Source organism: Nocardiopsis sp. MG754419 (assembly GCF_018207095.1).
GTDB lineage: Bacteria > Actinomycetota > Actinomycetes > Streptosporangiales > Streptosporangiaceae > Nocardiopsis.
This window is the reverse complement of record NZ_QOCZ01000152.1, coordinates 1-13,105: the sequence shown is the minus strand read 5'-3', so window position 1 is coordinate 13,105 and position 13,105 is coordinate 1. Positions and strand designations below refer to the sequence as shown.

Here is a 13,105-nt window from a genome sequence, read left to right as displayed (position 1 = left end):
CCGCCAAGGCACGGTGGAACCGCCCCGCCTCCTCCTCCGGCGCGACGACGGTCCCGCGGGTCCCGCGCGCACAACGGAACGGTTCTCGTCACGGTGTCCGGCCACGGCGCTCATGACACTCTCGACCGCGGTCACTTCGTGGCCGATTCCGGCCAACTTCACGGGAACCGCCATTCGGCGGGTGCGAACGACGCTATCGATGGGCCCGTTCACCTCCACCCCTCGAAACCCAGGCGCCGGCCCGCTCATCCCGCGTCACCGCAGGTGAGAAGGCATGTTCGAGGATTCTCCCCACCGCGTCCGCGACCGTCGACACGACTCTCCCGGTGATCTTCGATGCCATTGCGGGTCGGAATATATCGGGCGAGCGACGCCCACCGGAAAACCGTCGCATAACGATCGGCGCAGGCCTCGACAACGCCTCGCCGGGTGATCTCGACGACCCGATGCCTTTACGGACCTAAGTCACCAAAGCACGGGAGTGCGCCGGTGCACGGGCCGGACCGCCGGGTACGACGCGCCACCGATGGGGCCGACCCCCGTGGTCGGGCGTTCGGGCCACCCCGCCTCGTGGGCCGTCGCGACCGACGAGGAGCCGGGGACGGCCGTCGGTGGATCGACGCCGGTCACGGTGGCACCGTCGTGCTCCGGGCGGTCCATCGGGCGCACGCCGGCCCGATGGGATAAGGATGGGTGCGGCACACCGTCCACCGCGAAGGGACCCCTCCGTGTTCCCCCTCGTCACCGCGCCCGTCGACCGAACCGCCCTGCGGTTCGGCGATCACCGGCTCACCTATCGGGAGTTGGCCGGGGCCGCCTCCCGACTCGCCGCCGACCTGCCCTCGGGCCGGGTCGCCGTGTGGGCGACCCCTGCGCCGCACACCTGCGTGGCGGTCACCGCCGCGGTTCTGGCAGGGGTTCCGATCGTGCCGCTCAACCCTCGGTCCGGGGAGCGCGAACTCCGGCACGTGGTCGACGACAGCCGGCCGGATCTGCTGCTCGCGCCTCCCGGCGCCTCGCTCCCCGCGGCCCTGTCCGATCTGCCCCTCCGCGAGATCGACGCCTCCCCCGACCCGCACACGCCCCCTCTGGTGCGCACGGTGGACCCGGAGTCCACGGCCCTGGTCGTCTACACCTCCGGCACCACCGGCCCGCCCAAGGGCGCGCTCCTCTCTCGACGCGCGATCCTGTCCACCCTGGAGGCGCTCTCCAGCGCCTGGGAGTGGACCGATCGGGACGTGCTGGTGCACGGCCTGCCGCTGTTCCACGTCCACGGGCTGGTGCTGGGCGTCTTCGGCCCCCTGCACCTGGGCGGGTCCCTGCACCACCTGGGTCGGTTCGAGCCCGACGCCGTCCGTCGCGCCCTGGAGGGCGAGGGCACGCTCCTCTTCGGCGTCCCCACCATGTACCACCGGCTGGCCGAGGCCGTGGGAGAGGACCGGGCCTTGGCGCGGGCGTTGGCCGGCGCCCGTCTCCTGGTGTCCGGTTCGGCGGCGCTGCCGCTGCCCGACCACGAACGCCTGACGGCCGCCACCGGACACCGGGTCATCGAGCGGTACGGGATGACCGAGACCCTCATGAACACGAGTGTCCGGCTCGACCACCCGCCCTGCCCGGGTTCGGTGGGCACCCCGCTGGACGGGGTCGGGTTGCGGCTCGTGGGCGAGGACGGCGCACCCCTGCGGGCCGACGAGGAGATCGGCGAGGTGCAGGTGCGCGGAGCCCATCTGTTCGGCGGCTACCTGAACCGCCCCGAGGCCACCGCTGAGGCGATGACCGACGACGGCTGGTTCCGGACCGGCGACATGGCCACCCTGGACCGGAACGGCCTGGTGCGCCTGGTGGGCCGTAAGAGCACCGACCTCGTCAAGAGCGGCGGCTACAAGATCGGCGCCGGGGAGATCGAGAACGTGCTGCTGGCCCACCCGGGGGTGGCCGAGGCGGCCGTCACCGGCGAACCCGACCCGGACCTGGGCGAGCGGGTCGTGGCGTGGATCGTCCCGGCCGGGCCGCGAGCGCCCGCGCTGGAGGAGTTGGCCGACCTGGTCGCCGACCAGTTGGCCCCGCACAAGCGGCCCCGGCGCCTGCACGTGGTGGACTCCCTGCCCCGCAACGACATGGGCAAGATCCTCAAGCGGGCCCTGACCCCCTGAGTCTGGGGCCCCCTGATCCCCTCAAGGCCCGGAGCCGTCCTTGCCTCGGGCCCGCTACGCCCCGGTGAAGGTGGGGGTGGTGCGGTCGAGGGACGCGGTGACGCCCGCCGCGTTGTCCTTGGTGGACAACAGGCGGGTCTGTTCGACGATCTCGCGCTCCAGTGCCGCGGGAAGGGCGGCCAACAGGTCGGCGCGCAGGGTGGCCTTCATGGAACGCACCGCCAGCGGCGCGGAGTCGGCGATCCGGTGGGCGTGTTCCAGGGCGGCCTCACGGACCGCGCCGTCCTCGACCAGCAGGTCCGCCAGCCCGAGGGCGTGGGCCTCCTGTCCTGGGACACGACGCGCGGTGTAGAACAGGTCGGCGGCCTTCTGCGCGCCCACGATGCGGGGCAGGGACACGCTCAGCCCGAACCCCTGGTGCAGCCCCAGACGCCCGAAGTTGGCGTGGAAGCGGGTGGAGGGTGAGGCCACGCGGAAGTCGGCGGAACAGGCCAGGCCGAGTCCCCCTCCCACCGCGGCGCCCTGGACGGCGGCGATCACCGGAACCGGCAGGGAGTACAGGCGCAGCCCCTGACCGTAGATGGCGCTGAGCGTGTGCACGGGGCTCTCGCCGACGCCTCCGGCGGCGAAGTCCACACCGGCGCAGAAGTTCTTTCCCTCGGAGCACAGCACCAGCGCGCGACAACCGTCCGCCGCCAGCTCCTCGGCGGTGTCGGCGAGCTCGGTGAGCACGTCGAGCGAGAAGTGGTTGTGGGGCGGTCGGTGGATCTGCAGGACACCGACGTGACCGTCGACGACCGCGGACAGCTCCTCGCTCATGCAAGCGCCTTCCTTCGGGCCCGGGGCCGGGCGGGGGACGAACGGCGACGAGGTTACCGCCCGGTCACCCCGCCCCGGCCATCGGGCACCGGTTCCCCGGGCGTCGTTCGCCCGGGAGGACGCCTTCGATGGTTAACGTGACGACATGAGCAACGAGATCGACCCGACCGCGCCGCCCAGCGGCGACGGCTGTCGGGAGTGCCTCTCCGGGGACGGCTGGTGGGTGCACCTGCGCCGCTGCGCCGCCTGCGGACACGTGGGCTGCTGCGACACCTCGCCCGGGCAACACGGCACGCGGCACTTCCGGGAGACCGGTCACCCCGTCATGCAGAGCTTCGAGCCGGGTGAGGAGTGGTTCTTCGACTTCCGCACCGGCCGGGTGGGGCGCGGACCGGCTCTGGCCGCGCCCACCTCGCACCCCGAGCATCAGCCGGTACCCGCCCCGGCGGAGCGGGTACCGGACGACTGGATGGAGCACCTCCACCAATGACGTCGGGGCCCGCTCACCGCGCGCCGTGCACCCGCGACCCGAGCCCCGAACGGAACGCGCCCCGGGCGTGCCACCGCCCGAAGCGCCGGCGGCGCGAGCGCCCGGGGCACCACGGTCCCGATCCACCGACGGACACCGGGCGGCGCCGACCCCGGACCATCACACCGAGGCCCCGCCGATCGGACCGCCCCCGCCGCGCGCGCCCGAGCGAGGACGTGGCGCGCCGCCCCTCCGCCCGCCGTTCTCGGTTGACCGAATCCCCCACTTACACCCTTGATTCCGGACACCACAAAGCCGGACGTATCACGCTTTTCACCTCGATATAGAGCCTGAACCTGGCTTGCGGACGAGCCGCTACTTACTGTGGTCCCTCGGCCCACCACCAGGAGCGTGATCGCTGTGACCACCATCCGCGAGGTTCCCGACCTGCTCTCCCCCGAGTTCGCCGCCGACCCCTACTCCGCCTACCGGCTCCTGCGCGAGGACACCCCGTTGCTGTGGCACGAGGCCACCGGGAGCTACGTCGTCTCCCGTTACGAGGACGTACGACGGGCCTTCAAGGACGAGGTCTTCTCCACCAGGAACTACGGCTGGCAGCTGGAGCCCGTGCACGGGCGGACCATCCTGCAGCTGGACGGCCGCGAGCACGCGGTGCGCCGGGCCCTGGTCGCCCCCGCGTTCCGCGGCAAGGACCTGCGCGAGCGCTTCCTCCCGGTGATCGAACGCAACAGCCGCGACCTCATCGACGCGTTCCGGGACCGCGGGCGGGTGGACCTGGTCGCCGAGTACGCCACCCGGTTCCCGATCAACGTCATCGTGGACATGCTCGGCCTCGACAAGGCCGACCACGACCGCTTCCACGACTGGTACACCGCGATCATCGCGTTCCTGGGCAACCTCCAACAGGACCCGGAGGTGACCGCGGCCGGGCTGCGCACCCACGACGAACTCGCCGCCTACCTCGTGCCGATCATCCGAGAGCGGCGCGAGAACCCCGGCGACGACCTGCTCTCCCGCCTGTGTCAGGCCGAGGTGGACGGCACCCGGATGACCGACGAGGAGATCAAGGCGTTCTGCAGCCTGCTCCTGGCCGCCGGCGGCGAGACCACCGACAAAGCCCTGGCGAGCCTGTTCGCGAACCTGATCGACCACCCCGAACAGCTCGCGGCGGTCCGCGAGGACCGGTCCCTGATCCCCCGGGCCTTCGCCGAGTCCCTGCGGTTCACGCCGCCCGTACAGATGATCATGCGGCAACCCGCCGAGGACGTGGAGATCGGCGGCGGCACCGTCCCCGCCGGGTCCACGGTCACCTGCCTGATCGGGGCGGCCAACCGGGACCCGGAACGGTTCGCCCGCCCCGACACCTTCGACCTGTTCCGCGCCGAGCTCGCCGGGACCACCTCGTTCTCCGCGGCGGCCGAACATCTCTCGTTCGCGCTGGGTCGACACTTCTGCGTCGGCGCGCTCTTGGCCGAGGCGGAGGTCCGGGTGGCGGTGAACGACCTGTTGGACGCGATGCCGGACGTGCGCACGGTGCCGGGCCACACACCGGTGGAGGAGGGCCTGTTCACCCGCGGCCTGCGGGACCTGCCCCTGGAGTTCGGACCGACCGAGGTGCCCGCGCCACGCTCGGGCTCCTGACCCGGGACGGCGGGTGGGGCGGGCCGGTCCCCGCCCCACCCGTCAGTGCCGGAAGCCGATGATGGGGCTGAACCTGGCCGGCAGCTCGAACAGCCCGCGCATCCACACCGAGGGCCGCCACCGCAGCTGTTCGGGCGAGACCGCCATGCGCACGTCCGGCAGCCGGTCCAGAAGGGTCTCGACCGCGGTCCGGGCGATGACCTCGGCGACCGCCGGCGCGGGGAACGGACACCCGTGTTCACCGTGCCCGAACGACATCTGGGCCCGGTTGGTGCCGTGGATGCTCAGGTCACCGGTGTTCAGCCGGGGGTCGCAGTTGGCGGCGGCCAGACCGAGCACGAGGAGGTCTCCCCGCTGGATCCGGCGTCCGCCCAGTTCACAGGACTGCACAGCCCACCGGCCGATGAAGTTCTGGGTGGGGGTGTTCTTCCACAGCACCTCGTTGAGGGCCTCACCGGAGCTGCTGCGCCCACCCTGGAGGGTGAGCGAGAAGTCGTCGTCGATGAGCATGAGGCGCAGCGTGTTCCCGATCCAGTTCCCGGTGGGCGCCTGGGCTGCCGCCATGATGACGAGCAGGTCGATGACCACCTCGTCGTCGGTGAGCCCCGCGGGGTGGGTCAGCAGACGGGAGGGGACGTCCGCGCGCGGGTGGGCCCGCCGTTGGGTGACGAGTCGACGCATCCGGTCCTGCACCCTCTGGTGGGCCTGGGCCGCGTCCGCGGTGACGTCCAGCGAGAGCAGGTTGTCCCGGACCATCTCGGGGACCTCGTGCTGGGGGATGCCGTAGAGACGGGCGATCACCCCGGCGGGGATCTGGTGGGCGTACTGACTCACCAGGTCGGCCTCGCCGTCCCCGGCGAAGTGGTCGATGAGCCCGTCGGCCACCTGCCGGCACAGGAGGGTCAGGTCGGCACGGTCGACGGCGGCCAGGGCGTCACCGATCGCCCCGGCCCGGCGACGGTGCTCGGCGCCTTCGGCGAACATCACCGACGGCGTCCACATCACGTACGGCATCAGCGGCCAGTCGTCGCCCACGCGGTCCCACTGGTTCCAGCGCCGACAGTCCCGGGCGAACCACTCGGGGTGTCCGGTGACGTGGTGCAGCTCCCGGTAGCCCAGTACGAACCAGGCGGGCACGTCCCCGTCGAGGAGGATGGGCGCGACCGGCCCGAAACGCCGCCGCATCTCCTCGTACAAGGACACCGGGTCGCGGGCGATGTCGGGGCCGTAGAAGCGCATGGCGTGATCGTGGTCGGGCGAGAAGGGCGCGACGCGTGTCCGGGCGCCCGCGTTGTCGTTCACGATGCCTCCTTCGGGGCGGACCCGGCCCGATCGAGCGAGGCCAGGTGGTGCACGAGGGTGATGAGCACGTCGCGGCTGGACTCGCGTCGACGGGCGTCGCACTCCAGCAGAGGGACGTCGTTGGACAGGTCCAGCGCGGTGCGCACCCGGTCCAGGCTGGGCCCGGCGCCGAACCGGTTGACGGCGACGACGAACGGCATGCCGTGGTGTTCGAGGCGGTCGATGGCGTACCAGGAGTCCTCGACCCGGGCCGTGTCGACGAGGACGATCGCGCCCAGACCACCGGTGAAGAGCTGCTCCCACAGGAACCAGAAGCGTTTCTGCCCCGGCGCTCCGAACAGGTAGAGGACGCGGGTCGCGTCGACGGTGATGCGCCCGAAGTCGAAGGCGGCGGTCGTGGTGCGCTTGTCCCGGACCCCGCGCAGATCGTCGACCTCGGCACCGGCCTGGGTCATGACCTCCTCGGTGCTCAGCGGGCGCATCTCGCTGACCGACCCGACCATGGTCGTCTTGCCCACGCCGAACCCGCCGACGATGACGATCTTCAGGGCGTTGCTGACCGTGGGGGCGAGCGGGGACCGCTCGCCCGCCGGGCGCCCGAGGGAGGTCGGCTCGGACGCGGTCCGCTCAGAGGCGTTGGAGTGCATGGAGCACCTGCTTCAGAGTGTCGGGGTCGTGCCGTGGCCCCTCCTGCGGGGTGGAGGGCACGTGGTGGCGGGCGGTCACGGCCCCGATGTCGAGCAGGTCGACCAGGAGGATGCGCACGACGCTCACCGGGAGTTCGAGCTCGGCGGACAGCTCCACGACCGCGGTCGGTCGCACGCAGGTCCGCAGGATGGCGGAGTGCTCGGACTGCAGGTCCGGGGAGGGTTCGGACTCGGCGACGATGAGCGTGACGGAGTCGAGGGAGGCCTCGTCGGTGCCGCCGCGTCCGCCGGTGACCGTGTACAGGCGGTCCGGATCCTCCTTGTGGACGGGTTCGGGGTTCATCGCGTCGCGTCCGCCTCGTGGTGCCTCCGCCGAGGCGGCGCGGTGAGGTGGTGGCCGATCTGTTCGACGAGCTCGTTCATGTGACGGGCGACCACCCCCACGTCGGCCTCGGTTCCGGTGACCACCGCCAGGTGGGCGCCCTTGCCGGCGCCGACGATGAGCAGGAGCCCTCCGCCGTATTCGAGCATGGCCTGTCCGGCTCCGGAGGCGTCGCCGAACTCCGCGGAAGCGCTGAGCGACAGGCTTTGGATGCCGGCGGCGATCGCGGCGAGCTGGTCGGCGCGGTCCACATCGAGATCTCGGGTGTGGCACATCTTGAGCCCGTCCCGGGAGAGCACCAGGACATGGTGGATGCCGGCTGCCCTGCCGCGCAGGTTCTCCAGCATCCAGTCGAGACTGGAGTCGGTCGTGGTCATCGGGGTGTCGGGGCCGCCTCCAGGACGCTGTGCGAGCCGGTGCCCCTCCCTCCGTTCCTGTTCGGTCGCTGTCCGGTGGTGCGCGGTGGGGGCGGTGGTCATGCGTCGTCCCCCGGGTGGTGGTCGTCGTGGTCCGTGCCGGCGTCGCGGAAGGCGGCGAACCGGGTGGGCAGGCCGCCGCGCGAGACGGGCGCGTCCTGCGCGGATCGTGGGGCGTAGAGCTGCTCGGGGTTCTCCCGCACCGCTTCGGCGAGAGTGAGTCCGCGGCGCCGTCGGGGCAGGTCGGTGTGGGACTCGGCGGGCTTCTCGCCGGTCCCCGCCGGCGGTCGACCGTGCTGTTCGTGGCCGGTGTCCACGGGAGGGCGGGCACCGTCCCGGCGGGGCAGCGGCGGCGGTTCGGTACCCGGTTGCGGCCCCGCGGTGGAACGGGGCGCCGCGGGCCGCGGCGCCTCGTGACCGCCCGTGGGCGCGACGGGGTACTGCGGGCCGCTGCCGCCCAGGACGCCCACCGCCGCCGGGGTTCCGATCTCCTGCGTGTTCGCGCGTGGCCGTGGTTCGGGGCGCCGGGGCTCGGTGAGCAGGTTCGGCGGGATGAGGACGACCACACCGATACCGCCTCGGGCGGAGGGGCGCAGGCTCACCCGCAGGCCGTACTTGTCGGCCAGACGACCGACCACGGCCAACCCCACCCGGGAGGAGGGCAGGGTGGACAGGTCGCGCGGTTCGGCCAACAGGCTCTCCGCGAGGCGACGTTCACGGTGGCGCAGACCCATGCCGCTGTCCTCGACGGTGATGGTGACGCCGGTGTCCTCCTCCTGCGCGTAGACGTGCACGTCGGTGCCCTGGGCGGAGAAGTTCGCGGCGTTGTCCATGATCTCGGCGAGCGCCTGCATCACGCCCTCGGCCGCGTAGCCGACCACCGCGATCGTGCTCGTGTAGTGCAGGCGGACCCGGCGGTAGGCGGTGATGCGTCCCATCGCCCCGCGCAGGATGCTCTCCATGACGATGGGACGGGTCCACCGCCGCCCCGAACGCCCCTCGGCGAGGGTGACCAGGGCGTCGGCCAGCCGCCCGGTACGGGAGACGTTGTGGTCGACCTCCAGCAGGTCGGAGAAGACGTCGGAGCGGTCCCCGTAGCGTTCCTGGAGTTCGCGCAGCTGGGCGAGCAGCGTGGTCAGGTGCGCCTGGAGTCGCGCCCCGCAGTCGGCGGTCGAGACCAGAGCGGTGGCGGCCCGGCGGTCACCGGCCAGGAGGCGGTCGAGGATGCGCGCGCGCAGGTGGGCGACGGGCGGGTGGACCTCCGGGAACTCCTGGGCGAGGACCTCCTCGGCGACGGTGCGGTCGTCGCGGATGCGCAGTCCCATCAGGGGGACGCCGATGTCGGCCAGGGCCGTGATCTGTTCCTCGATCTCGGTCCGTGCGTGACGATCCCGGACCGATCGCTCCGCGACGGCGGCCATCCGGGCGGTGGCCGTGCGCGCGAGCCGGTCCACCGTGGGATGCGCGGGGCGCGGATGTTCGGCCAGGACGTCCTGCGCGGAACGGTCCTCGTGGACGGCCCGGTCCAGCGCCGGCAGGAGCACGTCCACGACCCACCCGGTCTCCTCCTCCAGGGTGCGCGCTCCGGCGTCGACCCGGGTGGCGTGGGCTCGGGCGTTGCGCGCCACGGCCGTCTGATGGGCGGCCACGGCCACGGCGGCGCACAACAGGATCGCGACGAGTCCACCGGCCAGGGCGACGATGGGGCGGACGGAGGCGGGGCTCTCGATCACGGCCCAGGACCAGGCCGGTGCGGTGATCGCGGAGGCGATCAGCACGACGACGAGAGCCTGCTGGCCGGGGCGCAGGTGAGGGCGTTTCCGGTCGGACAGGTGTGCTGCCATGAATGGATTCCTCGCGGCGTGGTTCCTGGGTGGAGGAGTCGTGGTCGTCGCGCCTCCCCGAAAAGGGGCGTGCGGAACACTTCCGTGCGGACCCGGGAAAGGGGTTCTCCGGATCGGTGGCATTCACGGTAGTCCACATCCGTGCGCGTCGGGGAGATTCTCGCGACACCGGCCCTCTACCTGCACGTACGGTGCGATACGAGACCACTGGAAAAGCCGCACGGAGCCACAGGAAGACCTTTTTCCGGCATGTGCGAAAAAGGGCTCCTAACGCCCTTTCTTTCGCCGCTTCCTCGGAGAACGAGGGAGATCAACGCGCGGTCGAGCTGCTCTCCCGAATGAGGAGCGTGTGGCCCACGACGACTTTTGAGGCCGAGGGGCCGAACTCCCTCCCAGAGGCGGCGCCGGTGGTGTCGCGACGGCCCTCGACGGCCTCCGCCAGCAACCGCACCGCCTCCCGCGCCAGGCGCGGTTTGTCCGGGGCGACCGTCGTCAGGGCGGGGACGGAGTACCGCCCCGGGGCGATGTCGTCGAACCCGACGACCGCCACGTCCTCGGGCACCCGCACCCCGGCGTCGTGGAGGGCGCGCATGGCGCCCAGCGCGAGCAGGTCGTTGAGGCACAGCAGCGCGTCGGGGGGTCGGGCCTCGGCGAGGAGGGCGGCGGTGAGGGCGGCACCGTCCCGCCAGTGGAACTCCCGAGCGGGGCGCACCAGCGTGGGGTCGGCGGCCATCCCCCGGGCCCGGAGCGCCTCCACGTGGCCCCGCGTGCGCAGTTCGGCGGTCCCGGACGGGCGCGGCGGCCGACCTCCCACCACGGCGATCCGGGTACGGCCACCGTCGAGCAGATGCTCGGTGGCCTCGCGCGCGGCGGCGACGTTGTCGATGGCGACGTGGGCGTGCCGGACCGCGCGGGGCACCTCGCCCAGGAGCACCACCGGCAGCCGGGAGCGGTACGCCTGGAGGGCGTCGTCGTCCATGGCCAGGGGACTGAGGATGACCCCGTCCACGAAATCGGTGCCGAACCCGTCGAGCGCGGACTCCTCCCGGGTGCGACGGGCCTCGCTCTGGTGGACGAGGACGGTGCGCGAGCGGCGTTCGGCCTCACGGATGACCAGATCGGCGAGTTCGGCGAAGTACCCGAGGTCGAGTTCGGGCACGACGAGCGCGATCACGCCCGACTCGCCACGGCGCAGGTGCCGTCCCGCCAGGTTGACGCGGTAGCCCAGAGCGGCGATGGCCTCCTCCACCGCGGCACGGGTTCTGGCCCGGACGTGGGGATGGTCGTTAATAACGTTGGAAACCGTTTTCTCCGAGACCCCGGCGCGACGCGCCACGTCCCTGATGCGTGGCCTGTCGCCCACGACCACCTCCGATCGGCGCCATCCTAGCCCGCGGACCTCCGCCTCGATCCGAGCGCCCCCGCCCGGGCCCCGGCATCGCGCGCGCTTCGTTTCGAGGTATTTACATCGATGTAAAAGTGTGCTGACATAACCACGTGACCACGGTCACAACCATCGCCGTGAGAAGGAGAAGACCCCCGTGCCGACGCAGACGCAGCCGCCGCACGAGGACGGGCCCACCGCCCCGCCCCGCCCCGAGTACCCGCGCCCGCAGTTCACCCGGCCCGACTGGCTGTGCCTCAACGGCACCTGGGGCTTCGAGATCGACCGTGGCGACAGCGGGCTCGAACGCGGCCTCCGGGACGCCGAGCTCTCCGGTGGCATCACCGTCCCCTTCTGCCCCGAGTCGGAACTGTCCGGCGTGGGCGACACCGACTTCATGGAGGCGGTCTGGTACCGCCGCACCGTGCGCATTCCCGACACCTGGACGGGCCGCCGCGTTCTGCTCCACTTCCAGGCCGTGGACCACGACACCACCGTGTGGGTGAACGGCGTGGAGGTGGCCCGTCACCGCGGCGGCTTCACCCCCTTCACCGCCGACCTCCACGGCGTCGCCGGCCCCGGTGAGGAGGCCGTGGTGGTCGTGCGCGCCCGCGACACCAGGCACGGCCCGCAGGCCCGCGGGAAGCAGGCCACCTGGTACGGGAACACCGGCTGCCACTACACCCGCACCACCGGGATCTGGCAGACCGTGTGGATGGAACCGGTCCCCGACCTCCACCTGCGACGCCCCCGGATCACGCCGGACCTGGCGAACGGCGCGTTCCACTTGGAGCTGCCGCTGTCGCGGACCGGTCGCGGGCTGCGCGTGCGCGCCGTGCTCGGCGACGGTGACGGGGAGGTCGTCTCGGCCGAGGTCCGCGCGGACCTCGACATCGCTCCCCGACTGACGCTGGCGGTGCCGGAGGACCGACGTCGCGTCTGGTCGACCGAGGACCCCCACCTCTACACCCTGGACCTGGAGCTGATCGACGCCGACGGCGAGGTCGTGGACCGGGCCGGCTCCTACGCCGGTCTGCGGTCGGTCTCCATCGAGGGCAAGGCGATCCTCATCAACGGCCGCCGGGTCTTCCAGCGCCTGGTGCTGGACCAGGGCTACTACCCGGACGGGTTGATGACCGCGCCCGACGACGCCGACCTGGTGCGCGACATCGAACTGGGTCTGCGGGCCGGGTTCAACGGCGCGCGCCTGCACCAGAAGGTCTTCGAGGAGCGGTTCCTTTACCACGCCGACCGGCTCGGCTACCTGGTGTGGGGCGAGTTCGGCGACTGGGGCTGCGCGACGGAGGGGCCCGCCGCCCTGGACAACCAGAGGCCGGACGCCTCCTTCGTCACCCAGTGGCTGGAGGCCGTGGAACGCGACCTCTCCCACCCGAGCATCGTGGGTTGGTGCCCGCTCAACGAGACCTTCCAGCGGCTGCACGACCGCTTCACCGCCCTGGACGACGTCACCCGGGCGATGTTCCTCGCCACCAAGGCGCTCGACCCCTCCCGTCCGGTGGTCGACGCCTCCGGGTACTCCCACCGGGTCCCCGAGACCGACGTCTACGACTCCCACAGCTACGAACAGGACCCCGAGGCGTTCCGCGAGCAGATGCGCGGTCTGGCCGAGGACGCCCCGTACGTCAACCGGGGCGAGGACGGGCGCGACTGGTCCGTGCCCTACCGCGGGCAGCCCTACTTCTGCAGCGAGTTCGGCGGGATCCGCTGGGACCCGGAGGCCGACAGCGGCACCGGTTCCTGGGGCTACGGCAGCGACCCGCGGACCTTCGAGGAGTTCCACACCCGCTTCGAGGGCCTGACCGGCGTGCTGCTGGAGGACCCGGACATGTTCGGTTACTGCTACACGCAGCTGACCGACGTGTTCCAGGAGCGCAACGGCGTCTACCGATTCGACCGGAGCGAGAAGCTCGACACGGACCGCATCGCCGCCGCCCAGCGACGGACCGCAGCCTTCGAGAAGGACGACGACCACACCGACTGAGGACGTCCCGGGGGCGCGCCCCCGG

At 72.0% G+C, this 13,105-nt stretch carries 11 protein-coding genes; 4 read left to right on the top strand and 7 right to left on the bottom strand.

Annotation, left to right across the window (positions count from 1 at the left end; all coding sequences use genetic code 11):
• Positions 1-728 precede the first annotated feature (728 nt).
• A complete protein-coding gene (locus DSY14_RS22970) occupies positions 729-2,153 on the top strand; it encodes an acyl-CoA synthetase (protein WP_211718696.1) in 1,425 nt (474 codons plus the stop codon).
• 54 nt (positions 2,154-2,207) lie between these two features.
• Here DSY14_RS22970 and DSY14_RS22965 read toward each other — a convergent pair whose 3' ends face one another.
• Positions 2,208-2,972 carry an enoyl-CoA hydratase/isomerase family protein gene (locus tag DSY14_RS22965; RefSeq protein WP_211718695.1) on the bottom strand — a complete coding sequence of 255 codons (765 nt, stop codon included), beginning with the start codon at positions 2,970-2,972 and terminating at the stop codon, positions 2,208-2,210.
• Between the two features lie 145 nt (positions 2,973-3,117).
• Here DSY14_RS22965 and DSY14_RS22960 point away from each other — a divergent pair, with 145 nt between their 5' ends.
• Both DSY14_RS22960 and DSY14_RS22955 read left to right on the top strand, forming a co-directional pair.
• Positions 3,118-3,462 carry a UBP-type zinc finger domain-containing protein gene (locus DSY14_RS22960; protein WP_211718694.1) on the top strand — a complete coding sequence of 115 codons (345 nt, stop codon included), beginning with the start codon at positions 3,118-3,120 and terminating at the stop codon, positions 3,460-3,462.
• A gap of 399 nt (positions 3,463-3,861) precedes the next feature.
• Positions 3,862-5,103, top strand: a complete 1,242-nt coding sequence (locus DSY14_RS22955; RefSeq protein WP_211718693.1) for a cytochrome P450 — start codon at positions 3,862-3,864, stop codon at positions 5,101-5,103.
• Between the two features lie 42 nt (positions 5,104-5,145).
• Here DSY14_RS22955 and DSY14_RS22950 read toward each other — a convergent pair whose 3' ends face one another.
• From DSY14_RS22950 to DSY14_RS22925, 6 genes are all read right to left on the bottom strand, one after another.
• Positions 5,146-6,405: a cytochrome P450 gene (locus tag DSY14_RS22950; protein WP_307851306.1), complete on the bottom strand. Its 1,260-nt coding sequence runs from the start codon at positions 6,403-6,405 to the stop codon at positions 5,146-5,148.
• Positions 6,402-7,052 (bottom strand): ATP/GTP-binding protein, encoded by a 651-nt coding sequence (locus tag DSY14_RS22945; protein ID WP_211718692.1) that lies wholly within the window; start codon positions 7,050-7,052, stop codon positions 6,402-6,404. Before DSY14_RS22945 ends, DSY14_RS22950 begins: the two co-directional genes overlap by 4 nt.
• Positions 7,033-7,395, bottom strand: a complete 363-nt coding sequence (locus DSY14_RS22940) for a DUF742 domain-containing protein (RefSeq protein ID WP_211718691.1) — start codon at positions 7,393-7,395, stop codon at positions 7,033-7,035. Before DSY14_RS22940 ends, DSY14_RS22945 begins: the two co-directional genes overlap by 20 nt.
• Positions 7,392-7,811, bottom strand: coding sequence for a roadblock/LC7 domain-containing protein (locus DSY14_RS22935; RefSeq protein ID WP_211718697.1), 420 nt, complete (start codon positions 7,809-7,811; stop codon positions 7,392-7,394). The genes DSY14_RS22940 and DSY14_RS22935 overlap by 4 nt, the downstream gene beginning before the upstream one ends.
• Positions 7,812-7,909: 98 nt before the next feature.
• Positions 7,910-9,694 (bottom strand): ATP-binding protein, encoded by a 1,785-nt coding sequence (locus DSY14_RS22930; RefSeq protein WP_211718690.1) that lies wholly within the window; start codon positions 9,692-9,694, stop codon positions 7,910-7,912.
• Between the two features lie 310 nt (positions 9,695-10,004).
• Positions 10,005-11,030 (bottom strand): LacI family DNA-binding transcriptional regulator, encoded by a 1,026-nt coding sequence (locus DSY14_RS22925; protein WP_307851307.1) that lies wholly within the window; start codon positions 11,028-11,030, stop codon positions 10,005-10,007.
• A 205-nt stretch (positions 11,031-11,235) separates the two neighbouring features.
• On the opposite strand from DSY14_RS22925, the gene DSY14_RS22920 reads away from it, so the two are divergent.
• Positions 11,236-13,080: a glycoside hydrolase family 2 protein gene (locus tag DSY14_RS22920; RefSeq protein ID WP_211718688.1), complete on the top strand. Its 1,845-nt coding sequence runs from the start codon at positions 11,236-11,238 to the stop codon at positions 13,078-13,080.
• Positions 13,081-13,105 lie beyond the last annotated feature (25 nt).